Origin of the sequence: Mycolicibacterium canariasense (genome assembly GCF_002101555.1) — a bacterium.
In the GTDB taxonomy this organism is placed as follows: Bacteria; Actinomycetota; Actinomycetes; order Mycobacteriales; family Mycobacteriaceae; genus Mycobacterium; species Mycobacterium canariasense.
The window spans coordinates 1-22,659 of record NZ_LQOL01000079.1; the positions used below are offsets into that span (position 1 = coordinate 1).

General features: G+C 68.1%; 23 protein-coding genes and 2 tRNA genes. 15 read left to right on the top strand and 10 right to left on the bottom strand.

The window, feature by feature from the left end:
• Window positions 1-187 precede the first annotated feature (187 nt).
• Window positions 188-475 (top strand): hypothetical protein, encoded by a 288-nt coding sequence (locus AWB94_RS26495; RefSeq protein WP_062657975.1) that lies wholly within the window; start codon window positions 188-190, stop codon window positions 473-475.
• Window positions 476-699: 224 nt separating this feature from the next.
• Here the strand turns inward: AWB94_RS26495 and AWB94_RS26500 are convergent, their stop codons facing one another.
• Both AWB94_RS26500 and AWB94_RS26505 read right to left on the bottom strand, forming a co-directional pair.
• The gene (locus AWB94_RS26500; protein WP_084395304.1) at window positions 700-1,149 is read right to left on the bottom strand and encodes a DUF2510 domain-containing protein; all 450 of its coding nucleotides are present in this window, start codon (window positions 1,147-1,149) and stop codon (window positions 700-702) included.
• A 148-nt stretch (window positions 1,150-1,297) separates the two neighbouring features.
• A tRNA-Lys gene (locus AWB94_RS26505) sits at window positions 1,298-1,370 on the bottom strand.
• Window positions 1,371-1,540: 170 nt separating this feature from the next.
• Here AWB94_RS26505 and AWB94_RS26510 point away from each other — a divergent pair.
• Window positions 1,541-2,755 (top strand): L,D-transpeptidase, encoded by a 1,215-nt coding sequence (locus AWB94_RS26510; protein WP_062657973.1) that lies wholly within the window; start codon window positions 1,541-1,543, stop codon window positions 2,753-2,755.
• A gap of 88 nt (window positions 2,756-2,843) precedes the next feature.
• On the top strand, window positions 2,844-3,197 hold the full coding sequence (locus tag AWB94_RS26515; RefSeq protein WP_062657988.1) for a nuclear transport factor 2 family protein: 354 nt from the start codon (window positions 2,844-2,846) through the stop codon (window positions 3,195-3,197).
• Here the strand turns inward: AWB94_RS26515 and AWB94_RS26520 are convergent.
• Both AWB94_RS26520 and AWB94_RS26525 read right to left on the bottom strand, forming a co-directional pair.
• Complete coding sequence (locus AWB94_RS26520) at window positions 3,194-3,667, bottom strand: SRPBCC family protein (RefSeq protein WP_062657972.1); 474 nt, start codon at window positions 3,665-3,667, stop codon at window positions 3,194-3,196. The genes AWB94_RS26515 and AWB94_RS26520 overlap by 4 nt on opposite strands.
• Entirely contained in the window at window positions 3,664-4,353 is a 690-nt protein-coding gene (locus AWB94_RS26525; RefSeq protein WP_062657971.1) for a DUF899 domain-containing protein, read from the bottom strand. The genes AWB94_RS26520 and AWB94_RS26525 overlap by 4 nt, the downstream gene beginning before the upstream one ends.
• Before the next feature lie 127 nt (window positions 4,354-4,480).
• Here AWB94_RS26525 and AWB94_RS36150 point away from each other — a divergent pair, with 127 nt between their 5' ends.
• Window positions 4,481-4,609, top strand: coding sequence for a hypothetical protein (locus AWB94_RS36150; RefSeq protein ID WP_264021540.1), 129 nt, complete (start codon window positions 4,481-4,483; stop codon window positions 4,607-4,609).
• A 42-nt stretch (window positions 4,610-4,651) separates the two neighbouring features.
• Here the strand turns inward: AWB94_RS36150 and AWB94_RS26530 are convergent.
• Together AWB94_RS26530 and orn are read right to left on the bottom strand one after the other, a co-directional pair.
• Window positions 4,652-4,724: transfer RNA gene (locus tag AWB94_RS26530), tRNA-His, on the bottom strand.
• A 36-nt stretch (window positions 4,725-4,760) separates the two neighbouring features.
• Window positions 4,761-5,399, bottom strand: a complete 639-nt coding sequence (gene orn, locus AWB94_RS26535) for an oligoribonuclease (RefSeq protein WP_062657970.1) — start codon at window positions 5,397-5,399, stop codon at window positions 4,761-4,763.
• Window positions 5,400-5,479: 80 nt separating this feature from the next.
• On the opposite strand from orn, the gene AWB94_RS26540 reads away from it, so the two are divergent.
• A complete protein-coding gene (locus AWB94_RS26540) occupies window positions 5,480-7,054 on the top strand; it encodes a helicase HerA-like domain-containing protein (protein ID WP_062657969.1) in 1,575 nt (524 codons plus the stop codon).
• A 69-nt stretch (window positions 7,055-7,123) separates the two neighbouring features.
• Here AWB94_RS26540 and cmrA read toward each other — a convergent pair whose 3' ends face one another.
• Window positions 7,124-7,930, bottom strand: coding sequence for a mycolate reductase (gene cmrA, locus AWB94_RS26545; RefSeq protein ID WP_062657968.1), 807 nt, complete (start codon window positions 7,928-7,930; stop codon window positions 7,124-7,126).
• Between the two features lie 33 nt (window positions 7,931-7,963).
• Here cmrA and AWB94_RS26550 point away from each other — a divergent pair, with 33 nt between their 5' ends.
• Window positions 7,964-9,286 (top strand): MFS transporter, encoded by a 1,323-nt coding sequence (locus AWB94_RS26550; RefSeq protein ID WP_062657967.1) that lies wholly within the window; start codon window positions 7,964-7,966, stop codon window positions 9,284-9,286.
• On the opposite strand, the gene AWB94_RS26555 is transcribed toward AWB94_RS26550, so the two are convergent.
• Entirely contained in the window at window positions 9,254-10,024 is a 771-nt protein-coding gene (locus tag AWB94_RS26555; protein ID WP_109762396.1) for an MmpS family transport accessory protein, read from the bottom strand. The genes AWB94_RS26550 and AWB94_RS26555 overlap by 33 nt on opposite strands.
• 78 nt (window positions 10,025-10,102) lie before the next feature.
• Window positions 10,103-10,693, bottom strand: coding sequence for an SACE_7040 family transcriptional regulator (locus AWB94_RS26560; RefSeq protein ID WP_062657965.1), 591 nt, complete (start codon window positions 10,691-10,693; stop codon window positions 10,103-10,105).
• A 93-nt stretch (window positions 10,694-10,786) separates the two neighbouring features.
• Here AWB94_RS26560 and AWB94_RS26565 point away from each other — a divergent pair, with 93 nt between their 5' ends.
• The 8 genes from AWB94_RS26565 (at window position 10,787) to AWB94_RS26600 (ending at window position 20,377) form a co-directional block, all read left to right on the top strand.
• Window positions 10,787-12,358 (top strand): carboxyl transferase domain-containing protein, encoded by a 1,572-nt coding sequence (locus AWB94_RS26565; protein WP_409365978.1) that lies wholly within the window; start codon window positions 10,787-10,789, stop codon window positions 12,356-12,358.
• Between the two features lie 4 nt (window positions 12,359-12,362).
• A complete protein-coding gene (locus AWB94_RS26570; RefSeq protein ID WP_062657963.1) occupies window positions 12,363-14,354 on the top strand; it encodes an ATP-binding protein in 1,992 nt (663 codons plus the stop codon).
• The gene (locus AWB94_RS26575) at window positions 14,351-15,514 is read left to right on the top strand and encodes an acyl-CoA dehydrogenase family protein (RefSeq protein ID WP_062657962.1); all 1,164 of its coding nucleotides are present in this window, start codon (window positions 14,351-14,353) and stop codon (window positions 15,512-15,514) included. The genes AWB94_RS26570 and AWB94_RS26575 overlap by 4 nt, the downstream gene beginning before the upstream one ends.
• Window positions 15,511-15,993 carry a MaoC family dehydratase gene (locus AWB94_RS26580; protein WP_062657961.1) on the top strand — a complete coding sequence of 161 codons (483 nt, stop codon included), beginning with the start codon at window positions 15,511-15,513 and terminating at the stop codon, window positions 15,991-15,993. The genes AWB94_RS26575 and AWB94_RS26580 overlap by 4 nt, the downstream gene beginning before the upstream one ends.
• Window positions 15,993-16,802 carry an HpcH/HpaI aldolase/citrate lyase family protein gene (locus AWB94_RS26585; RefSeq protein WP_062657960.1) on the top strand — a complete coding sequence of 270 codons (810 nt, stop codon included), beginning with the start codon at window positions 15,993-15,995 and terminating at the stop codon, window positions 16,800-16,802. Before AWB94_RS26580 ends, AWB94_RS26585 begins: the two co-directional genes overlap by 1 nt.
• A 269-nt stretch (window positions 16,803-17,071) precedes the next feature.
• Window positions 17,072-18,139: a pyruvate dehydrogenase (acetyl-transferring) E1 component subunit alpha gene (pdhA, locus tag AWB94_RS26590; protein ID WP_062657959.1), complete on the top strand. Its 1,068-nt coding sequence runs from the start codon at window positions 17,072-17,074 to the stop codon at window positions 18,137-18,139.
• A 1-nt stretch (window position 18,140) separates the two neighbouring features.
• Window positions 18,141-19,172, top strand: a complete 1,032-nt coding sequence (locus AWB94_RS26595; protein ID WP_062657958.1) for an alpha-ketoacid dehydrogenase subunit beta — start codon at window positions 18,141-18,143, stop codon at window positions 19,170-19,172.
• Complete coding sequence (locus tag AWB94_RS26600) at window positions 19,169-20,377, top strand: dihydrolipoamide acetyltransferase family protein (protein WP_062657957.1); 1,209 nt, start codon at window positions 19,169-19,171, stop codon at window positions 20,375-20,377. The genes AWB94_RS26595 and AWB94_RS26600 overlap by 4 nt, the downstream gene beginning before the upstream one ends.
• Here AWB94_RS26600 and AWB94_RS26605 read toward each other — a convergent pair whose 3' ends face one another.
• A complete protein-coding gene (locus tag AWB94_RS26605; RefSeq protein WP_062657956.1) occupies window positions 20,378-21,130 on the bottom strand; it encodes an enoyl-CoA hydratase in 753 nt (250 codons plus the stop codon).
• 493 nt (window positions 21,131-21,623) lie between these two features.
• On the opposite strand from AWB94_RS26605, the gene AWB94_RS34755 reads away from it, so the two are divergent.
• A complete protein-coding gene (locus tag AWB94_RS34755) occupies window positions 21,624-22,481 on the top strand; it encodes a hypothetical protein (protein WP_131805344.1) in 858 nt (285 codons plus the stop codon).
• Window positions 22,482-22,659: the final 178 nt, after the last annotated feature.

Sequence of the window (22,659 nt, forward strand, 5' to 3'; positions counted from 1 at the left end):
CACTCACCCCAAGCCCACCAGCTCAGATGAGGACATTTAGAACCCCGAACTGGTTAGTTATCTCAGAAACGGCGCGACCATTACGGGTGTTCAACCCTAAACGGTAGGGGAAAACACCCCCAACAAACCCACCCCCCGGTGAATGCTAGGCCGCCAATCTGTCAGAGCACCGCAGTAAAATCGGGGGATGGTCCCGACAGTTGTTCGCAGTCACGCGCAGGCGTTTCGGACGGCGGTGAAGTTCTACAAGATGAGCCTTATGGCGCAGCGGCAGCGCGCAGCGTGGCGCGCGAAACACGGTGACGTCAGCATCGTTTATCACGAGTCTGAAAGCGCTGTCTTGGAAGACCGCGAGCTGTACAACGCGACCCTAACCGGCCTGGCTGAGTTCGCCGCCGGACAGCGCGTTTCCAGCGACTGGTTGTTCGACGAAGACGAGGGGAGCGAACCAATGTTCGACGAAGAGGAGGAATGAAACGCTACCCCGACCCGCTGAACCCAATGCGTGGACCGCTCGCCAACTCGGGGTTAGGATCTAAGCAATTACCGGATCTATCCATCCGGTAAGCCCGATAAGGGGTCAGGTCTCCCAGATAGGTTTGTTGGCCGGATGGTCGACTACCGCGGGGTCGGACAGGACACCCATAGGGCACGAAGATGAACCGCCCCCGGTCTCGCGGCTGGGGGCGGTTCGGCGCTTCATGGTTCCAACAATTCGCTGACCGTCGCCCACTTACCGGACACCTGACAGCCGTACGTCACCCGAACCGGTGCATTGAACCCATTCACCGTCTTCACAACACCACGCACCTCAGCCGCCGAATCCCCCGACGAACGCCGATACAAAACGTGGTCGAAGTCGGCGACATCGGGATGCTTGAGCCGCGCCTTGACCGCATCCTCACACGCCATCTCGGCCTCGGTCTGCTGCGAAATGTCGTCCCAGCTTCTGCCGCTTGAACCGAAGAGAAGCCCCATGCATCCGCCGACGAGAAGCACGGGTGCCGCGACGATCAGGATCTTCTGCCATGTCGGGCGCGGCGGTGCCGGTTTTACTTCTAGCCACTGGTTGCCGTCCCAGTAGCGTTTGTCTGGTCCCCCGGAGGGGTCTGGGTACCATCCAGCTGGTGCGACCCCGTTACCACCCATGGATTGATGGTAATTGCCGCAGACGGAAGTCGGCAGGCGCTTCACAGATGGTGCACGGCCATGTACTCCGAACAAACGATAGAGGCGGTGCCAGCGGTTTGTGTACAGTTATGTGTACACCTGAACCGCCGGTACCGCCTCTGACCAGTGCGCCGTCAGGGTTTCGAACCCCGGACCCGCTGATTAAGAGTCAGCTGCTCTACCAACTGAGCTAACGGCGCGCGTGTGGAACAATAACAGGCCCCACCGCGCGAGGTGAAATCCGCATGAAGGACGGGGTGCGCACGCCGTCTGAGCGCCGGTCTCAGCGGGTGCGCCGACGTTCCCCAATTCCCCTAGAATGCTGGCAAGTTGCTGCGAACGTGTGGCGGTGATGGGTGGAGTGAGGGTAATGGTGCAGGTCACACCGTGGGGCGGGGTGCGTCGGGGCGCGACCTTGGCGGCCGTGCTGGCCGTGGCTGCCGCCGCCGTGCTGGCGGGCTGCTCCAGCAACCAACCGCCGGCGGCGCCGCAGACCATCACCGACAAGGGCACCCCGTTCGGCGACCTGCTGGTGCCCAAGCTCAACGCGTCGGTGACCGACGGCGCGGTCGGGGTGACCGTCGATGCCCCGGTGACCGTCAGCGCCGAGGGCGGAGTGCTGGGCGCGGTCAGCATGGTCGATTCGTCGGGCGCGGCGGTGGCGGGCAAGTTCACCCCTGACGGCTTGACGTGGGCGACGACGGACCCGCTCGACTACAACACCCGCTACACTCTGACCGCGCGGTCCCTGGGCCTCGGTGGTGAGACGAGCCGGGAGATGACCTTCGAGACGCATTCGCCCGAGAACCTGACCATGCCGTACGTGCTGCCCAACGACGGCGAGGTCGTCGGGATCGGGCAGCCGGTGGCCGTCCGGTTCGACGAGAACATCCCCGACCGCCTCGCGGCGCAGAAGGCGATCAAGGTCACCACCAAACCGCATGTCGAGGGCGCCTTCTACTGGCTGAGCAATCGCGAAGTTCGTTGGCGCCCAGCCGAATACTGGAAGCCCGGAACCGATGTCAAGGTCGAGGTCAACACCTACGGGGTGGACTTGGGCGGCGGTCTGATGGGGCAGGAGAACGTATCCACCCACTTCACCATCGGTGATCAGGTCATCGCCACCGCCGACGACGCGACCAAGACGCTGACGGTGCGCCGCAACGGTGAGGTGGTCAAGACCATGCCGATCTCGATGGGCAAGAACAGTACGCCCACCAACAACGGCACCTACATCATCGGCGACCGGTACTCACACCTGATCATGGATTCGTCGACCTACGGCGTTCCGGTCAACTCGCCCAACGGTTATCGCACCGAGGTGGATTACGCCACGCAGATGTCCTACAGCGGCATCTACGTGCACGCCGCGCCGTGGTCGGTGGGCAGCCAGGGCTACAGCAACGTCAGCCACGGCTGCCTCAACGTCAGCACCAGCAATGCGCAGTGGTTCTACGAGAACACCAGGCGCGGTGACATCGTGGAAGTTGTCGGCACCGTCGGGTCGCCGCTGCCGGGTACCGACGGTCTGGGGGACTGGAACATCCCGTGGCCGCAGTGGAAGGCCGGCAACGCCAACGACTGAGCGGTTACCTCCCGGGTAATCGACAATGCGCGGCCGTGCAGTGAATCTGGTTGTGTCCAGCTTCATTCCACGACAGAAAGCGCCGACCATGACCGATATCGTGTCCGCCTACCTCGACACCTGGAACGCCACCGATGCGCCGACGCGCAAGGCCCTGCTGGACCAGCACTGGGCCACGGATGCCACCTACGTCGATCCGCTCGCCGAGGTCGGCGGTCACGACGGGATCTTCGCCGCGATCGACGCCGTGCACGGCCAGTTCCCCGGATTTGTCTTCACCTTGGTCAGTGGACCGGACAGCCACCACGCGCACACCCGGTTCCAGTGGGGCCTCGGACCCCGCGACGCCGAGCCGGTGATCGTCGGGTTCGACGTGCTGTTCACCGACGAGGACGGCCGCATCCGGGCCGTGGTCGGCTTCCTGGACAAGGTGCCAGGCTAGGCCTGGGTGAGTGAACGTTCCAGGGTGGCAAGCGATTCGCCGATGAAGTCGACCGGGAACGGCGGCATGCCGCCGATCGCATCGGCGAACTCCTGCGGGGTGGCCGTCCAGTCGTAGGTGAGCGTGACGTCGGTGCCGTCGCCGTTGGGGGTCAGGTCATAGCGCCACCACCAGCCGCCCAGCGCCACCTCGCCGGACTCGTCGAGCTGACCGGGCTTCCAACCGATGGTGCGGTTCGGCACGAATTCGTCGACCACGTTGTGCATGACGTAATGGCCGCCGGCCTGCTCCAGGAACATGTTGATCGCGAACACCTGGCCCGCACCGGTGATCGGTTGCGGATCGACGGCATCGCGCACCCAGTCCCCGGGCTCGGTGTCGCGATGCCGTGCCGGATCGCTGAGTAGGGCGAACACTCTGGATGGCGGTGCCGGGATGGTGCGGGTGACGACGTAGCGCTGATCGGTCATGCGAGTTCCTCTCCATAGATGCGAGCGACGTCCGGGCTGTCCAGCCAGCCCGAATAGGTGGGCCGGGACGGCCAGCCGTCCGGGGAGTCCTGCCATTCCTCCTGACGGCCGTAGGGCAGCAGGTCGATGAGCGCGAAGCTGTGGCTGAGTTGTTCGGTGCCGCGGCCGTTGGTGTGCCAAGTCCGGTACACCGTTTCCCCTTCCCGCAGAAAGACATTCACCGCGAAGCCGCCACCGGGTGGCGCATCGATGTCGGCGCCGAAGGTGGAGCCCGCCGACGAGTACCAGGTCATCTTGTTGCCCACCTTCTTCCGGTAGGCCAGTGCCTCGTCGATGGGCCCGTTGGTGACGACGACGAAACGGGCGTCGTAGTTGTCCAGGAAGTCCAGTCTGGTGAACTGCGACGTGAAGCCGGTGCAGCCGCCGCATTGCCACTCCGCGCCGTCGGTCCACATGTGGTGGTAGGTGATCAACTGGGAGCGGCCGCCGAACACCTCGGCCAGGCACACCGGCCCGTCCGCCCCGGTGAGCACGTACTTGGGCATCTCGACCATCGGCAGCCGCCGGCGGGCGGCCGCGATGGCATCCAGTTCGCGGGTGGCCGCCTTTTCCCGGACGCGCAGATCGTCGAGGGCGGCGCGCCAGGTGTGGTGGTCGACCACCGGAGGTTTGGCTGAAGTCGTCATGATGGTGTTGACTCCGAGCGTTCCCGAAAGTCATCGCGCGGGGTGCTGGCCGCGCCTCGGTGAAAGCAGGCGTCGACGGCTAACTGAGGCTGTCGTCCGGAGCGAGCATCACTTACGGATGTAAGTGATGCTGACCGGGAGCGCACCTTCGGGTCTGCGCTTCGGCTTCGTCGTCGCCCCGGATGCCCATCGCGATGTGGTGATCCGGGCGTTGCGCCCGGCGTTGCGGGAGGTCCGGGATCTGGTGACGTGGTGACGAAAAAGGTCAGGGGCCCTGAACGGGCCCCTGACCTATCGGGGTGGCTGACGGGACTCGAACCCGCGACAGCCAGGATCACAACCTGGTGCTCTACCAACTGAACTACAGCCACCATTGCCGCGCGAGCGGCGTTGTAGATACTAGCGGCTCACTGCTCCACAACCGAATCGGTTTCTCCGGTGTCGGCCTGCGGCGGACCCAGCTCGGCCGCCACCGCGGCGATCTCGCTGGTAGACGGACCGGGGGCGGGCACGAAGGCGGTGCTGCGGTAGTACTTCAGCTCGCGGATGGACTCGTGGATGTCGGCCAGCGCGCGGTGTGCCAGGCCCTTGGCCGGCTGCCCGAAGTAGATCCGCGGGTACCAGCGCCGGCACAGTTCCTTGATGGAGCTGACGTCGATCATCCGGTAATGCAGGTACTCGTCGAGCAAGGGCATGTCGCGCGCGATGAAACCGCGGTCGGTGGCGATCGAGTTGCCGCACAGCGGTGCCGTTTTGGCCTGTTTGACGTGGCTGCGGATGTAGTCGAGCACCATCTTCTCGGCGGTCGCGAGGTCGATGTCCGACGCCAGCACCTCTTTGTCGAGGCCGGAGCTGGCGTGCATCCGGGCGACCACGTCGACCATGCCGGACAAGGCCTCCTCGTCGGCATGGATCACCACGTCGATGCCGTCGCCGAGGATGTTCAGGTCGGCGTCGGTCACCAGGGCCGCAATCTCGATGAGCCGGTCGGACTTGAGGTCCAGCCCGGTCATCTCACAGTCGATCCAGACCAGTTCTTCACGCACAGCGATCCACAGTATTCGCACCCTCGCTAATTAGCTGCCCGCACCCACCCAAATAGGTGGTCGTTCAGTAGGGTCTGGCCATGACCTCAGAATCGACCGCGACCCCCGCTCAGCAGATCGCCGCAGGTTACGCCGTTGAGGGACAGGCCTTGGAGCTGGGCACCGTGGTGGTCGACGGTGTCGTCGACCCCGGCGCGTCGGTGCGTATCCCGCTGGCCACCGTCAATCGCCACGGTCTGATCGCGGGCGCCACCGGCACCGGCAAGACGAAGTCACTGCAGGTGATGGCCGAGCAACTGTCGGCGGCCGGGGTGCCGGTGCTGATGGCCGACGTGAAGGGCGATCTGTCCGGTCTGTCGCGGCCCGGGGAGCCGGGGGACAAGACCGCCCAGCGCGCCAAGGACACCGGTGACGACTGGACACCGACGGCGTTCCCGGTGGAGTTCCTGTCGCTGGGTACCGAGGGCATCGGTGTGCCGGTGCGGGCCACCATCACCAGTTTCGGGCCCATTCTGTTGTCGAAAGTCTTGGGACTCAATGCTACTCAGGAATCCACCCTCGGCCTGATCTTCCACTGGGCCGACCAGAAGGGGCTGTCGCTGCTGGACCTGAAGGACCTGCGAGCCGTCATCCAGTACCTGACCAGCGACGAGGGCAAGCCCGAACTCAAGAACCTGGGCGCGGTGTCGCCGACCACCGCCGGGGTGATCCTGCGGGCCCTGGTGAATCTGGAGGCCGAAGGGGCCGACACCTTCTTCGGTGAACCCGAGCTGGAACCCAAGGACCTGATCCGCTTCGACGCACAGGGTCGCGGCGTCATCTCGCTGCTGGAACTGGGTGCCCAGGCGGCGCGGCCGGTGATGTTCTCCACCTTCCTGATGTGGGTGCTGGCCGACCTGTTCACCACGCTGCCCGAGGTCGGGGACGTCGACAAGCCCAAGTTGGTGTTCTTCTTCGACGAGGCGCACCTGCTGTTCGCCGACGCGTCCAAGGCGTTCCTGGAGCAGGTCGAGCAGACGGTCAAGCTGATCCGCTCCAAGGGGGTCGGCGTATTTTTCTGCACCCAGTTGCCCACCGACGTACCCAACGACGTGCTGTCCCAGCTGGGTGCGCGGGTGCAGCACGCGCTGCGGGCCTTCACCCCCGATGACCAGAAGGCGCTCACCAAGACGGTGCGGACGTACCCGAAGACGACGGTGTACGACCTGGAGTCGGCGCTGACGTCGCTGGGCATCGGCGAGGCGATCGTCACGGTGCTGTCCGAGCGTGGGGCTCCGACGCCGGTCGCCTGGACCCGAATGCGGGCGCCGCGATCGCTGATGGACACCATCGGCCCGGACGCGATCAAGGCGGCCGCGGCGGCCAGTCCGCTGCAGGCCACCTACGGGCAGACCATCGACCGGGAATCGGCCTACGAGAAGCTCAACGCCAAGCTGGCGCCACCGCCGGCTCCTGTCGATCAGCTGCCTCCGCCGGTGAGCACCGGTGGCGCCGAGATCGAGGGCACGGCGACAGCGCGCAACGCCGCCGAGCCCGGGTTCTTGGAGAAGATGGTGGAGAGCCCGGCGTTCAAGAGCGCGATGCGCTCGGCCGGCACGGTGATCGGCCGCGAGATCACCCGCAGCATCTTCGGGACGGGCCGCCGACGCCGGTAGACGTCGAATGTCCACTCAGGGCACGCGTCTGCTGGAAGACCGTGTCCCAAGCGGACAATCGGAGCCGAATCAGTCGCCGCCGAGCTTCTTGTACACCGCACCGACGATCGGCGTGACGATGGCGCGCGGCGCGTACCCGCTGGCCACCGACATCGCCTTGGACGTCAGCCCGGGCACGATGCGCATCTTGTTGTGCTCCAACCCGTCCAGCGACAGCTTCGCGGTGTACTCGGTGTTGATCCACAGGAAGTCCGGGATCAGCTTCTCCACCAGCGAGCGCTCATCCGCATCCGGCAGATCGGTGCGCACCGGGCCGGGCGCCAGCAACGTGACGTGCACGCCGGTGCCCTTGAGTTCGCCGCGCAGCGACTCACTGAAGGTGTTCGCGAAGGCCTTGGTGGCCGCGTAGGTGGCGTTGTTCGGGATCGGCGAATTGCCCGCCGCCGAGCCGGAGATCAGGATGCCACCGGCCTTGCGTTCGATCATCCCGGGCAGCACAGCCAGGCACAGATCATGCACGGCAATGGCATTCAGTTGGACCTGTGCCTTCTCGCCGGCCGGGTCCAGCTTGGCCACCGGACCGAAGGTGGCGGTGCCGGCGTTGGCGCACAGGATCGAGATGTTGCGGCCGGCCAGCTCCTGGCAGAGCACATCACGGGCGGCCGGATCGGCCAGGTCCACGGCGCGCACCTCCACGGTCACGCCGTACGTATCGGTGAGCCGGGTAGCGAGCTCGGTCAGCACCTCGCCCCGGCGGGCCGTGATGATCAGATGGTGGCCCCGGGAGGCCAGGTCCGCGGCGAGGGCTTCACCGATGCCCTGGGAGGCGCCGGTGACAACAGCGCGGGCGTCGGGGTGGGGTGCGGGTACAGGCATGCCGAAATCGTAAGGACTTATAGGGTGGCGGCCATGAGCAGCCCCGTGTCGGAGTCGCGCGGGGCGCGGCGTTCGCAAGTGTTGTCGTGGGTTCTGTACGACTGCGGTGCCACCGGCGTCAACGCCATCGTCGTGACCTTCGTCTTCTCCGTCTACCTGACCAGTGCCGTCGGAAAGGACCTGCCAGGGGACACGACGCCGGCGAGCTGGCTGGGCCGGGCGCTGACCGTCGCCGGCATCGTCGTCGCGGTGTTGGCACCGGTCACCGGCATCTGGGTGGACGCCGCGCACCGGCGCCGCCGGGCGCTGGTCACGCTCACCGTGGTCGCGGCGGCGCTGGTCGCGTCCACGACCCTGATCCGCTCCGACTACCACTACCTGTGGGCCGGGCTGGCCCTGCTGGCGATGATCGCGGCGTGCAATGACCTGGCGACCGTCCCGTACAACGCGATGCTGGCGCAGCTGACCACGCCGAAGAACTCCGGCCGGGTGTCCGGCGCGGGCCTGGCGGTCGGGTACGGCGGCAGCGTGGCGTTGCTGCTCATCGTCTACCTCGGCTTCATCGTCGGCGACGGCGGGCTGCTGGGCCTACCCACCGATGACGGCCAGAACGTCCGGGCCGCCATGGTGCTGACGTCGGTGTGGCTGCTGGTGTTCGCGCTGCCGCTGCTGCTCACCGCGCCGGCGCCACCCGCCGATCCCGCGCACCGCCCGGTCCGCATCGCGGCGGCCTACCGCACGCTGTGGGCCGAGGTGCAAGCGGAATGGCGACGCGACCGCAACGTCGTCTACTACCTGATCGCCAGTGCGGTGTTCCGCGACGGGCTGACCGGGGTGTTCACCTTCGGCGCGGTGCTCGGCGTCAACGTGTACGGCATCTCGCCGGCGACGGTGCTGTTGTTCGGTGTGGCGGCCTGCCTGGTGGCCGCCGCGGGCGCAGTGGCCGGCGGCTGGCTGGACGACCGCATCGGCGCCAAGCCGGTGATCATCGGGGCGCTGAGCCTGATGATCGTGGTGGGGCTGACGCTGATGACGCTGTCCGGTCCGCTCGCGTTCTGGGTGTGCGGGCTGCTGCTGTGCCTGTTCGTGGGGCCGACCCTGTCGGCGGCGCGCACGCAGATGCTGCGCATCTCCAACGAGGGCAAGGAAGGCGTGGCTTTCGGCCTGTACACCATGACCGGACGGGCAGCGACCTTCCTGGCACCGGCGCTGTTCGCGTTGTTCATCGACGTGTTCCACAGCGACCGCGCCGGGATGGGCGGGTTGTGCGTGGTGTTGATCCTCGGTCTGCTGCTGATGCTCGGGGTGAAGACCCCGCGCGGGTCAGCCGATCGGGCTGCAGATCGTCAGGCCTGACCCGCTGCGCTGCTGCACCTGCGCGCCGTCGATGGTGATCGAGCAGCTGACCTGCCGCCCGACATTGATGATGCTGACGCTGGCCGAACCCTTGGCCGGTTTGGTCAGGTCCACTTGCTTGCTCCACGGCAGCAGCACGTTGAACTCGGTCTGCAGCACGCCGCCGGTGTCGACGTAGGTGATGTTGATGGCGCGGCCGGTGCCCGAGACGTCGTACACCACGGTCTCGGTGGCGCTCGGATCGGCGCCGGGTACGCCCGGTGTGGTGGGGGTGGTGGGCGACGAGGACGGTACCGGCGCCGGGACGGTGGAGGTGGTCGGCCGGCGTGTGGTGGTCGGCGCGGTGGTGGTCGGTTCGGTCAGCGAGGGCACCGGGGCGACCACGGTGTCCTGCTGGGAGCTGTTGACGATCACCAGCGCGATGACCAACGCGAGCACCGCGACGATGGCGATGGCCGCCAGGAACCACAGCCAGCGGGGTGGGCGCGGGCCGTCCGGGGGCGCCGGGTCACCGGGCAGCGGCGGTTGCTGGGGCGGTGCCCCGTAGGGACCGGCCGCATAGGCCGGGTCGTAGGCCGGATAGGCGGGTAGCGGTTCGGTGGGCCGTGTGCCGTAGGGGCCCTGACCGGCGTACGCGGGGTCGGAGTAACCCGGATAGCCGGGATGGCCGGGATAAGCGTCGCCGTAGCCGCCGTCAAGGCGCTGGGTCGGCTCATCGCCGCGTGGTGAATTGGTCATGCCCACCTCATGGCTGCAGGGTACCCGCGCGGCCCGGCGATGCGGCGCCGTGCGGTCACACTGCCCTGCCCGCGGCAGCTACGGCGTGGCGGCCAGCGCGGCGACCGTCATCGCCCGCAGTACCGCCCGCGAGCTGTGGGTGAGCGTGGGTGCCTTGACGCTGTGCGGGGTCGAGTTGAGCAATCCGAACACGGCCTGAGATTTGAGCCGGGCGTCGGCCTCGTCCAGGGTGTCGTCGAGCCGGCGCAGCACGTCGACCCAGATCTCCACGTACTGCCGCTGTGCCTTGCGGACCTGGCGTTTGGCCTGCGCGGGCAGATGCGCGAGATCGCGGTCCTGGATGCGGATCAGGTCGGATTCGCCGAGCGCGAAGTCGAGGTGAAAGTCGATGAGCCCATCGAGTGCCTGGCGGGCATCGTCGGCGGCCGCGACGACCTCGGTGGCGCCGCTGAGCAGCCGCGTGCTGATCCCGACCAGGAGTTCGGTCAGCAACGCTTCTTTGTTGGGGAAGTGCCGGTAGATGGCGGGACCGCTGACACCCGCGGCCGACCCGATGTCCTCCAGCCGCACCGCCAGGTAGCCATGTTCGGCGATGAGGCGTTCGGCGGCGGCGATCAGTTGATCGCGGCGGTCGGATTTGGCCTTGCTGCGCGGGGTTTGCATCGTCATGCGCGGCCTCCGTCCGGCTGTAGACATTTCGGTTAGTCGTGATTAACATACCACGAGTTAGTCGTCATTAACTCAACTGAAATGGGTTCTGCGATGGCACATCGCGACGCACACGTCGCCCTGGTGGACGAGTTGCGCACCAAACTGGCCGAGGTCGCCCTCGGTGGACCGGAGAAGGCACGCGACCGCCACGTCAGCCGGGGCAAGCTGCTTCCGCGGGACCGGGTCGACGGGCTGCTCGACACCGGCAGCCCCTTCCTGGACATCGCGCCGCTGGCCGCCCACGGCATGTACGACGGGGACTGCCCGGGTGCGGGCCTGATCGCCGGTATCGGCCGGGTGTCCGGACGCGAATGCATGATCGTGGCCAACGACGCCACCGTCAAAGGCGGCACGTATTACCCGATCACCGTCAAGAAACACCTACGCGCACAAGAGATCGCCGCGCAGAACCGGCTGCCGTGCATCTACCTGGTGGACTCCGGTGGCGCCTTCCTGCCCCGTCAGGACGAGGTGTTCCCCGACCGCGAACACTTCGGCCGCATCTTCTACAACCAGGCGACCATGAGCGCGCAGGGCATCCCGCAGATCGCCGCGGTGCTCGGCTCGTGCACCGCCGGCGGCGCGTACGTACCCGCCATGAGCGACGAGGCCGTCATCGTGCGCAACCAGGGCACCATCTTCCTGGGCGGACCACCGCTGGTGAAGGCCGCCACCGGCGAGGTCGTCACGGCCGAGGAACTGGGCGGCGGCGACCTGCATTCCAAGATCTCCGGTGTGACAGACCATCTGGCCCGCGACGACCGCGACGCCCTGCGCATCGTGCGGCGCATCGTGTCCACCCTCGGCCCGCGGTGCGATCCGCCGTGGGAGGTGGTGCCCACCGTCGACCCGGTGGCCGACCAGACCGAGCTCTACGACGTCGTGCCGACCGACGCCCGCGTCCCCTACGACGTACACGAGGTGATCACCCGCATCGTCGATGGCCCTTCCCCCGTCGCTCCGCTCGCCCCCGGGGCTGGTGAGTTCGCGGAATTCAAGGCCGAATACGGCACCACACTGGTCACCGGTTTCGCGCGCATCCACGGCCACCCGGTGGGCATCATCGCCAACAACGGTGTGCTGTTCGGGGAATCCGCGGTCAAGGGCGCCCACTTCATCGAGCTGTGCGACAAGCGCAACACCCCGTTGTTGTTCCTGCAGAACATCTCCGGATTCATGGTCGGCCGTGACTACGAGGCCGGCGGCATCGCCAAACACGGCGCCAAGATGGTCACCGCCGTGGCCTGTGCACGGGTGCCCAAGCTCACCGTCGTGATCGGCGGCTCCTACGGTGCCGGCAACTACTCCATGTGCGGGCGCGCGTATTCGCCCCGGTTCCTGTGGATGTGGCCCAACGCGCGGATCTCGGTGATGGGCGGTGAGCAGGCCGCCTCGGTGCTGGCCACCGTGCGCGGTGAGATGACGTCCGAGGAGGAAGAGGCGTTCAAGGCGCCGATCCGGGCCCAGTACGAGGCGCAGGGCAATCCGTACTACTCCACCGCACGCCTGTGGGACGACGGCGTCATCGACCCCGCCGACACCAGAACCGTTGTCGGTTTGGCCCTTTCGGTTGTCGCACAGGCCCCGCTGGAGCCGGTGTCTTATGGCGTCTTCAGGATGTGATCAGATGACTGTCCGACGCTTCGATACCGTCCTCGTGGCCAACCGCGGCGAGATCGCCGTCCGGGTGATCCGCACGCTGCGCGCCATGGGCATCCGCGCGGTCGCCGTCTACAGCGACGCCGACGACGGGGCCCGCCATGTCGCCGAGGCCGACGTCGCGGTACGCATCGGTCCGGCCTCCGCCCGGCAGAGCTACCTCGACATCAAAGCCATCGTGGGAGCCGCGGCCCGCACCGGCGCGCAGGCCGTGCACCCCGGTTACGGCTTCTTGGCCGAGAACGCCGAATTCGCGGCCGCTCTGCACGCCGCGGGCATCGTGTTCATCGGCCCGCCGGTGCCCGCGATCGGCACCATGGGTGACAAGATCGCCGCCAAGGCCGCGGTATCGGCGTTCGGGGTGCCGGTGGTTCCCGGCATCTCCCGGCCCGGCCTGACCGACGACGACCTGATTGCCGGGGCCCCCGAGGTGGGCTTCCCCGTGCTGGTCAAACCGTCGGCGGGCGGTGGAGGCAAGGGCATGCGGGTGGTGCACTCGGCCGACGAACTGCCTGCGGCATTGGTTAGCGCCCGGCGCGAGGCGGCCTCGGCATTCGGCGACGACACTCTGTTCCTGGAACGATTCGTGTTGCGGCCCAGGCATATCGAGGTGCAGGTGCTCGCCGACGGGCACGGCAACGTCATCCACCTCGGTGAGCGGGAATGCAGCCTGCAACGGCGGCACCAGAAGGTCATCGAGGAGGCTCCGTCGCCGCTGCTGGACGCCGCGACCCGCGCCCGCATCGGTGAGGCGGCCTGCAACACCGCCCGCAGCGTGGACTACACCGGCGCGGGCACCGTCGAGTTCATCGTCTCCGCGGACAAGCCCGACGAGTTCTTCTTCATGGAGATGAACACGCGTCTGCAGGTGGAACATCCAGTCACCGAACTGGTCACCGGCGTCGACCTGGTGGAGTTGCAGGTGCGGGTCGCGGCGGGGGAGCCGCTGCCCATACGCCAGGAGGATGTCACGCTCGACGGGCACGCCATCGAGGCCCGGGTGTACGCCGAGGACCCGGCCAACGGCTTCCTGCCGACCGGCGGGACGGTACTCGACGTGGTCGAACCCGAACGGGTGCGCGTCGATTCGGGAATCTATCCGGGCACCGTCGTCGGCAGCGACTACGACCCGATGCTCGCCAAGATCATCGCGTACGCCGACAACCGGTCGGGCGCGCTGCGCGGTCTGGACCGAGCCCTGGCCCAGACCGCCGTGCTGGGTGTCACCACCAATATCGACTTCCTGCGGTTCCTGCTGGCCGACCCGGATGTCATTGCCGGCCAACTGGATACCGGCCTGCTCGATCGCCGGCTACCGGATTACACCACTGCACCGGTCGCCGACGAAGATCTCGTCGCCGCGGCCGCTTACCGGTGGCTGCAGTGCTGGGCCGCCGCCGACGACAACCTGTGGTCGGCACCGTCGGGCTGGCGCACCGGACAGCGGGCGCCGAGCACGTTCCGGCTGCAGGCCGGTGAGCGTGTCGACCACGTACGGATCACCGGCAGCCCCGACACTGCGGTCGCGACCGTAGAAGACGGCGGAACATATTCGCTGACAGCACGATTGGACGGCCGCGATCTCACCGTCGCCGTGGACGGCCTGCGCACCGACTACATCGTCGCGTCCGACGGTCCGCATATCTGGCTGGCCGGGCCGCACGGCACCGTCGCGGTACACGAGGTGCGCGAAGCGCCGGTGCGCCCCGACGACGAGCACTCCGGGGACGCCGAACTGGTCAGCCCCATGCCCGGGGCGGTGGTCGCCGTCGGCGTCACCGACGGCGCCACCGTCGCAACCGGTGCCGTTGTCGTCACCGTCGAGGCCATGAAGATGGAACACACGCTGTCCTCGCCGGTCGGCGGCGTGGTCGAACTTCTCGTCGCCGTCGGCGACCAGGTCAAGGTGGGTCAGCCGCTGGCCCGAATCACCGCCGCAACCAAGGAGACCCAACAATGAGCGACTTCCTGTCCACGGGCACGCTGCCCGACGACTACGCGCAGCTGGCCAAGACCGTCCGCGACTTCGCACAGAGCGTCGTAGCCCCGGTGGCCGCCAAACACGATGAGGAGCATTCGTTCCCGTACGAGGTTGTCTCCGGGATGGCCGATATGGGCCTGTTCGGTCTGCCGTTCCCCGAGGAGTACGGCGGCATGGGCGGGGACTATTTCGCGCTGTGCCTGGCTTTGGAGGAACTCGGCAAGGTCGACCAGAGCGTGGCGATCACCCTGGAAGCCGGTGTGTCACTGGGCGCGATGCCGGTGTACCGGTTCGGTAACGAGGCGCAGAAGCAGGAGTGGTTGCCCCTGCTGGCCAGCGGCAAGGCGCTGGGCGCCTTCGGATTGACCGAAGCCGGCGGCGGCAGCGACGCCGGGGCCACCAAGACCACCGCCAAACTCGACGGTGACACCTGGGTGATCAACGGCTCGAAGCAGTTCATCACCAATTCCGGCACCGATATCACCAAGCTGGTCACCGTCACCGCGGTGACGGGCGAAGGCCCCGACGGTAGGAAGGAGATCTCGTCGATCCTGGTGCCGGTGCCGACCGCGGGGTTCACCGCCGAACCCGCCTACAACAAGGTCGGCTGGAATGCCTCGGACACCCATCCGCTCAGCTTCGACGACGTCCGGGTGCCCGCCGAGAACCTGCTCGGTGACCGCGGCCGTGGCTACGCCAACTTCCTGCGCATCCTGGACGAGGGGCGCATCGCCATCGCCGCGCTGTCGGTCGGTGCGGCGCAGGGCTGCGTCGACGAATGCGTGAAGTACGCCAAGGAGCGCGAAGCGTTCGGCGCCAAGATCGGGACGTATCAGGCCATCGCCTTCAAGATCGCCCGGATGGAGGCCCGCGCACATGCCGCGCGGACCGCGTACTACGACGCAGCCGCGCTGATGTTGTCGGGCAAGCCGTTCAAGAAGGCGGCCTCGGTGGCCAAGCTGGTGTCCAGCGAGGCCGCGATGGACAACGCCCGGGACGCCACCCAGATCTTCGGCGGGTACGGCTTCATGAACGAGTATCCGGTGTCCCGGCATTACCGGGACAGTAAGATCCTCGAAATCGGCGAGGGCACAACCGAAGTGCAGCTGATGCTGATCGGGCGGGAACTGGGTCTATGACCAAGAGAACCGTCGAGCAGCGCGGGCTGTGGTACGAGGAGTTCGAGACCGGCGTGCTGTATCTGCACCGGCCCGGGCGCACCATCACCGAGGCCGACAACGTCCTGTTCACCACCTTGACGATGAACACCCAGGCGCTGCACCTGGACGCGGCATTCTCCGACGCGTTGCCGCCATTCCATCAGCGGCTGGTGAACTCGATGTTCACCCTGTCCACACTGGTCGGATTGTCGGTGGCTCAGCTCACCCAGGGCACCATCGTGGGCAACCTCGGATTCTCCGAGATCGCCTTCCCCAAGCCGTTGTTCCACGGCGACACGCTGTACGCCGAATCCGAGGTCATCGAGAAGCGCGAATCCAAGAGCCGGCCCGGGGAGGGCATCGTCACCTTCGCCCACACCGGCCGCAACCAGCACGGCGACATCGTGGCGACCGCCACCCGCAAGACCATGGTGCGCAAGAAACCCCAGGAGGCCTAGTGTCGCTCGCCAACCCCGGCCCCGGCTGGCTGTTCTGCCCGGCCGACCGTCCGGAGCGGTTCCAAAAGGCCGCTGCGGCAGCCGATATCGTGATCCTGGACCTGGAGGACGGGGTGGCCGCCCATGACCGCGAAGCCGCGCGGGAGGCGTTGATCGGCACCCCACTGGACCCCTCCCGCACGGTGGTGCGGGTCAATCCGGCGGGCACCCCCGATCACGAGCTCGATCTGCGGGCGCTGGCGCGCACCGAGTACACGACGGTGATGCTGGCCAAGACCGAACACGCCGACCAGGTGCGGGCGCTGGCACCGTTGCAGGTCGTGGTCCTGATCGAAACCCCGCTGGCCGCGCTCAACGTCGTCGAACTGGTGCGGCCCGACAACACCCTGGCCGTGATGTGGGGTGCCGAGGATCTGTTCGCGGTGCTCGGCGGCACCGCCAACCGCCGGCCGGACGGCAGCTACCGCGACGTCGCCCAGCACGTCCGGTCACAGACCCTGTTGGCGGCCAAGGCCTACGGGCGGATGGCGCTGGATTCGGTGTACCTGGACATCAAGAATCTCGACGGGCTGCGGGCGGAGTGCGATGACGCGGTCGCCGTCGGCTTCGACGCCAAGGTCGCCATCCATCCCACCCAGGTGGCCGTGATCCGCGACGCCTACGCGCCGAGCGAGCAAGAGGTGCGGTGGGCCCGGGCCGTGCTCGAGGAAGCCGGCAGGCAGCGCGGGGTGTTCCAGTACGAGGGTCTGATGGTCGACGCGCCGGTGTTGCGACGCGCGGAACGCATCGTGGCTCTCGCGCCCCGCTGACCCGGGCAGGGCGAGACCGTACGCCGGGTCAAGGCCGCCTGATCTGCGACACGCAGCCAACTCGTGACCACCGTTCACCATGGGCGCGCCCGATTCGAGGGCATACTGGGAAGTGCCCCAGTACTGCGACGGGCAGCACGGATCGTCGCGCTGGCTCCACACCCGGGTAGCCAGCCGGCACCCCCGCACCAGGGGATCGGGCCGACCGTCACGGCGCTGAGCACCTCGCGGACTGACGGCCGAACATGCCGTCACCTGAAGGAGGCGGTATGGCTGAGGTTTTCGAGCCCGTGCGGCTGGTGGCTGCCGATGGCTCACCCACCCCCGAGACCCGTTATCGGCGTGACCTGCCGCCGGAGACGCTGGCCTGGCTCTACGAACTGATGGTGCTGACGCGCGAGCTCGATATCGAGTTCGTGAACCTGCAGCGCCAAGGCGAGCTGGCCCTCTACGCGTCGTGCCGGGGCCAGGAGGCCGCCCAGGTGGGTGCCGCGGCCTGCCTGCGTAAGACCGACTGGCTGTTCCCGCAGTACCGCGAGCTGGGGGCGTTTCTCACCCGCGGCATCGCCCCCGCCCAAATGGGGGCGGTGTGGCGGGGATCGTGGCACGGCGGCCTGTCGTTCACCGAGAAATGCTGCGCGCCGATCTCCATCCAGATCGGCACCCACGGACTGCACGCCGTGGGTGCGGCGATGGCCGCGCAACGCCTCGGGGAGGACTCGGTGACCATCGCCTTCATGGGCGACGGTGCCACCTCCGAAGGTGACGCCCACGAGGCGCTCAACCTGGCCGCGGTGTTCGCGGTCCCGACCATCTTCTTCATCCAGAACAACCAGTTCGCCATCTCCACCCCGGTCAGCCATCAGCACGCCGCATCGTCGCTGGCCGAGCGGGCGGCCGGGTACGGCATGCCGGCCGTGCGGGTGGACGGCAACGACGTGTTGGCCTGTTTCGCGGTGGTGGCCGAGGCCGCGCAACGGGCCCGCAGCGGTGGCGGTCCGACGTTCGTCGAGGCCATCACCTACCGGATGGGCCCGCACACCACCTCCGACGACCCCACCCGGTATCGCGCCGCGGCGGACGTCGAGCGCTGGGCGGCACGTGATCCCATCGCCCGGTACACCGCGTACCTGCAGTCAACCGGGGTGCTCACCGAACGCCTGACCGAGCGGGTCGCGGCCAAGGCCGCGCGGCTGCGCGCGGAGTTGCGCGACGCCATCGTCGATGCACCCGACCCTGGTATCGCGGAGGTGTTCGACGCCGTCTATCACGACATCACCCCCGAACTCGCCCGGCAACGCGACGAGATGCTCATCGAACTGGGAAAGGAGGCCTGACATGACGCAGATCATCGAGCGCCCACCCGTGGGCGATTTCCCGGAGCCGCGACCCTCGTTGCTCACCATGACGATGGCGCAGGCCATCAACCAGGGGCTACACGACGCGATGGCGGCCGACGACCGCGTGTTGGTGTTCGGCGAGGACGTCGCCACCCTGGGCGGTGTGTTCCGGGTGACCGATGGCTTGGCCGAGACCTTCGGTGTACCAAGGTGTTTCGACACCCCGCTGGCCGAGTCGGCGATCATCGGCATCGCCATCGGGATGGCGGTGCGCGGGCTGGTGCCGGTTCCGGAGATCCAGTTCGACGGCTTCTCCGCGCCGGCATTCGACCAGATGGTCAGCCACCTGGCCAAATACCGCACCCGCACCCACGGTGATATCGACATGCCGGTCACCGTGCGCATCCCGTCGTTCGGCGGTATCGGTGCGGTGGAACACCATTCGGAATCCACCGAAAGTTACTGGTTGCACACCGCGGGTTTGAAGGTGGTGGTGCCGTCGACCCCTGCGGATGCGTATTGGTTGCTGCGGCAGTCCATCACGTGCCCTGACCCGGTGATCTACCTGGAACCAAAGCGGCGGTACTGGACCCGGGGCACCGTCGACACCGAGACGCCGGTGCTGCCGTTCGGGCGGGCGGCGGTGCGCCGCAACGGTACCGACATCACGGTGCTCACCTACGGCGGGCTGGTCGACACCGCGTGCAACGCTGCCGGCATCGTCGCCGACCAGGGCGTCAGCGTTGAGGTGGTGGACCTACGCACCCTGAATCCACTGGACTTCGAGACCGTGGCCGACTCGGTGCGGCGCACCGGCCGCTGCGTGGTGATGCATGAGGGACCGCGGACGCTCGGATTCGGAGCCGAACTGGCCGCCCGGATCTCCGAGGACCTGTTCTACGACCTGGAGGCGCCGGTGTTGCGGGCCACCGGTTTCGACACGCCGTATCCGCCGGCCCGGTTGGAGAAACTGTGGCTGCCCGGGGTGGACCGGCTGCTGGACTGTATCGAGAAGGCGATGGCGCAGTGACGAATTCACAGCTTCTCGAATTCCGGGTGCCCGACCTCGGCGAGGGGCTGGAGGACGCCACCATCACCGGCTGGTCGGTCGACGTGGGTGACACGGTGGAACTGAACCAGGTGGTGTGCACGCTGGAGACGAACAAGGCCGAGGTGGAGATTCCCAGTCCGTATGCCGGGCGTATCGCCGAACTCGGCGGGGCGGTGGGGGAGACGTTGGCGGTCGGGGCGGTGTTGGTGCGGGTCGAGGGACCGTCCAGCACCGAGGGATCGGGCACCGGCGAGCGCAGCGACGGGGGATCAGGCACCGACGAGCGCAGCGACGGGGGATCAGGCACGGGCGAGCGCAGCGACGGGGCGTCCGGCGCGGTGCTGGTGGGCTACGGCGCCGACGAGCGGATGGACGGATCGCGGCGCGCCAGGGCCAAGCCGTCGATCCGAAAGTTGGCTCGCGCCAACGGGGTGGACCTGACCGCGCTGACCCCGACGGGGCCGGACGGAATCGTCACCCGCGATGATGTATTGGCTGCCTCGGCGACGTCGGATCTGGTGCCGCTCACCGGCGTGCAAGCCGAGATGGCCAAGCGAATGTCGATGTCGCGCAGCAGAATTCCGGATGCTCATGCCTCCGTGATCGCCGACGGAACCAACCTGCAGGCGTTGGCGCACCGATTGCAGATGACGCCATTCGTGTTGACCTTGCGACTGTTGACGCTGGCCTTGCAGCATCACCCACTGTTGAACTCGACATGGGTGGACACCCCGGAAGGGCCACGAATACACCACCATTCGTCGATTCATCTGGGCATCGGCGTGGCCACGGCGCGCGGACTGTTGGTGCCGGTGGTGGTCGATGCGCACGCCCGCACCACCCGTGCGCTGGCGGACGAGGTGACACGGCTGGTCGAGGGTGCGCGTGGTGGCGGCTTGCGTCCGGCCGAGTTGATGGGCTCGACCTTCACGGTGTCGAACTTCGGTGCGCTCGGGCTGGACGACGGGGTGCCGGTGATCAACTATCCGGAGGCGGCCATCCTCGGGATGGGATCGTTGAAACCGCGCGCGGTGGTGGTCGACGGTGCCGTCGTGGCGCGCGCGACGATGTCGTTGACCTGCGCGTTCGACCACCGCATCGCCGATGGTGCCCAGGCTGCCGAGTTTCTCTGTGAACTGAGGGATCTGATCGAGACGCCGGAGCTGGCGTTGGCCGATCTCTAGTCACCTGTTCTTCGCCGCGGCGAGCCGGCTCTGGAATTCGGGTGACTCGATGGAGCGGGCCTGCGGGGTGATCTCGATGTCGACGGCGAGCGCGTGCTGTTCGTTGTCCAGGAAGCCGGGGTTGGCCGTGGCGCGCATCGACTTCTTGGTGGCCAACACCACATCCCGAGGTGCGCCCGCCGGCCCGGCCGCGAGTTCACGGGCGGCAGCCACCGGGTCGCCGGCCACGTCGAGTGCCAGGCCGTAACGCACTGCCTCCTGGGCGTCGAAGCGCTTGCCGAAAAGCAATGCGGCCCGGGCAACTTGGGGCCCGACGCCGCGCTGCAGCATCCACGTGGCGCCGCCGCCGGGATGGATACCCAGTTTCTGGAAGCGTGGATCGAACAGCGCCGCGGGGCCGGCGATGCGGACGTCGGCGGCCAGCGCGAGGTTGAGCCCGGCTCCGACCGCGGCGCCGTTGACCGCGGCGATGGTGGGCAGGGCGCAGTTCGCGACCGCGAGGAAGCCGTCGTAGATCACCCGCAGACCGTCCTCGGCAGCTTCGCCCAGGGCGGTCAGATCCGCGCCCGCGCAGAAGGCCTTGCCGGCACCGGTGACGATCACCGCATGCACTCCCGGATCGGCTTCGGTGGCCTCGACTGCGGCGCGTAGGGCGCGAGAGATGTCGGCGGTCACCGCGTTGCGGCGGTCCGGGTCGTTGACGGTGATGGTGGCGACGCGGTCGGCGATGTCGACGAGCACGAGATCGGTCATGGGCCCAGGCTACGACCGCGCTGACCGGCGATTTCCGTGGGGTTTCGGCGGTACTTGCCCAGCTCTGTCACAGCGTCGGCTCGCCTTCGTATCGGATCGATAACCGTCGAATCTGTCGAACGCGGAAATTACACAGATGGGACTTACCTTCAACCCTGACTCGGGCGTCAATAAGCACATGGGGAGAACATGCGTAGTAAGTCGAATCGGCTGGCCGTCAGCATCGTCGCGACGGCCGCGTTGTGCTCGCCCGCGCTGGCGCTCAGCGCGGCCGCGGAGGCGCAGCCGGTGTTCAAAGCCAGCCCGGGTGTGCCCTGTGTCGGCATGGTGCAGCAGGCGGCAGCGGCACCTCCTGCGGGAGGGCAGGGCGGCGGCGGATTGGCGGCGCCGTTCACCGGTGCCGCCGCTCAACCTGTGGTGATCCCGCCGGCCGGCGCCGCGAACGGCGTGGCGAGCACCGCGCCGATCGCCGGCGCCGCGGGCGGCAGTGGCGGTGGCGCTGCTGCCGGTGGTGGAGGTGGCGCGGGTGGCGGCGGTGCCGCGGGCGGTGGTGCTGCCGCGGCCGGAGGCGCGGGTGCCGGTGGTGCCGGCGGTGGAGCGGCCGGCGGTGCGGGCGCACCGGTCGGGTTGGCTGCGGGAGCCCCGGGTGCCGGTGGCGCACCGGTCGCCGCGCCGATTGCGGATGCCGCGGGCGGTGCACCGGCTGCCGCGCCGATTGCCGACGCCGCGGGCGGTGCGCCGGCGGGTGCTCCGATCGCTGATGCCGCGGGCGTTCCGGCGGGGGCGCCGTTCGGCGGTGCCGAGGGCGCCGGTGACGCGGCAGCGGGGGCCCTCCATGGTGAGGTTTTGCAGGCGGCCGCGGTTGCGGGTCCTGATCCGGTCGGTGCGCCGATCGCCGACGCCGGCGCAGTGGTGCCCCCGGCCGGTGCGGCCGGTGCGCCCGTCGCCGAAGCGATGGTGCCTGCCGCTGTGGGAGGCGACGCTGTCGCCCCGGCGGCGGCCGTCGTCGGTGGTGAGGGCGCCGGTGCTGGTGGCGCCGCACCCGTGGCCGCAGTCGGGGGTGGTGAAGGTGCCGGTGGCGGCGGTGGCGCGGCCGGTGGTGGCGGCGGAGGTGCTGGTGCCGGAGGTGGTGCCGCTGGAGCCGGTGGCGGCGGTGCGGCCGGCGGGGAAGCCGGTGGCGGCGGTGCCGGTGGTGGTGCCGCGGTGCCTGCGGCCGCCGTCGTCGAGGGCGATGCCGGCGGTGGTGGCGGTGCAGCAGGAGGCGGTGCGGCCGGCGGAGGTGGTGCCGGTGGTGGGACCGCGGGAGCCATTGCGGTTCCGGCCGAAGTTGCGGTGGCGGCCCCGCCCGTAGAGGTCGCGCTCCCACCGGTTGAGGTCGCGGCCCCGCCGATCGAGGTGGCCGCTCCTGCGGTCGAGGTCGGCGGCGGTGCACCGGGCGCTGCGGCTGCCGCTGTTCCGGCTGCGGTCGCCGCGGCCGTGCCGGGCGCCATTGCCGGCGGTGCCGCGGGCGGTGCGGTAGGGGCTGCCGG

What these genes read in the sequence shown, in the direction of transcription:
- AWB94_RS26495 (WP_062657975.1), top strand. Translation starts at nt 188, where the DNA reads ATGGTCCCGACAGTTGTTCGCAGTCACGCGCAGGCGTTTCGGACGGCG.
- AWB94_RS26500 (WP_084395304.1), bottom strand. Translation starts at nt 1,149, where the DNA reads ATGGGTGGTAACGGGGTCGCACCAGCTGGATGGTACCCAGACCCCTCC.
- AWB94_RS26510 (WP_062657973.1), top strand. Translation starts at nt 1,541, where the DNA reads ATGGTGCAGGTCACACCGTGGGGCGGGGTGCGTCGGGGCGCGACCTTG.
- AWB94_RS26515 (WP_062657988.1), top strand. Translation starts at nt 2,844, where the DNA reads ATGACCGATATCGTGTCCGCCTACCTCGACACCTGGAACGCCACCGAT.
- AWB94_RS26520 (WP_062657972.1), bottom strand. Translation starts at nt 3,667, where the DNA reads ATGACCGATCAGCGCTACGTCGTCACCCGCACCATCCCGGCACCGCCA.
- AWB94_RS26525 (WP_062657971.1), bottom strand. Translation starts at nt 4,353, where the DNA reads ATGACGACTTCAGCCAAACCTCCGGTGGTCGACCACCACACCTGGCGC.
- AWB94_RS36150 (WP_264021540.1), top strand. Translation starts at nt 4,481, where the DNA reads ATGCTGACCGGGAGCGCACCTTCGGGTCTGCGCTTCGGCTTCGTCGTC.
- AWB94_RS26540 (WP_062657969.1), top strand. Translation starts at nt 5,480, where the DNA reads ATGACCTCAGAATCGACCGCGACCCCCGCTCAGCAGATCGCCGCAGGT.
- cmrA (WP_062657968.1), bottom strand. Translation starts at nt 7,930, where the DNA reads ATGCCTGTACCCGCACCCCACCCCGACGCCCGCGCTGTTGTCACCGGC.
- AWB94_RS26550 (WP_062657967.1), top strand. Translation starts at nt 7,964, where the DNA reads ATGAGCAGCCCCGTGTCGGAGTCGCGCGGGGCGCGGCGTTCGCAAGTG.
- AWB94_RS26555 (WP_109762396.1), bottom strand. Translation starts at nt 10,024, where the DNA reads ATGACCAATTCACCACGCGGCGATGAGCCGACCCAGCGCCTTGACGGC.
- AWB94_RS26560 (WP_062657965.1), bottom strand. Translation starts at nt 10,693, where the DNA reads ATGACGATGCAAACCCCGCGCAGCAAGGCCAAATCCGACCGCCGCGAT.
- AWB94_RS26565 (WP_409365978.1), top strand. Translation starts at nt 10,787, where the DNA reads ATGGCACATCGCGACGCACACGTCGCCCTGGTGGACGAGTTGCGCACC.
- AWB94_RS26570 (WP_062657963.1), top strand. Translation starts at nt 12,363, where the DNA reads ATGACTGTCCGACGCTTCGATACCGTCCTCGTGGCCAACCGCGGCGAG.
- AWB94_RS26575 (WP_062657962.1), top strand. Translation starts at nt 14,351, where the DNA reads ATGAGCGACTTCCTGTCCACGGGCACGCTGCCCGACGACTACGCGCAG.
- AWB94_RS26580 (WP_062657961.1), top strand. Translation starts at nt 15,511, where the DNA reads ATGACCAAGAGAACCGTCGAGCAGCGCGGGCTGTGGTACGAGGAGTTC.
- pdhA (WP_062657959.1), top strand. Translation starts at nt 17,072, where the DNA reads ATGGCTGAGGTTTTCGAGCCCGTGCGGCTGGTGGCTGCCGATGGCTCA.
- AWB94_RS26595 (WP_062657958.1), top strand. Translation starts at nt 18,141, where the DNA reads ATGACGCAGATCATCGAGCGCCCACCCGTGGGCGATTTCCCGGAGCCG.
- AWB94_RS26605 (WP_062657956.1), bottom strand. Translation starts at nt 21,130, where the DNA reads ATGACCGATCTCGTGCTCGTCGACATCGCCGACCGCGTCGCCACCATC.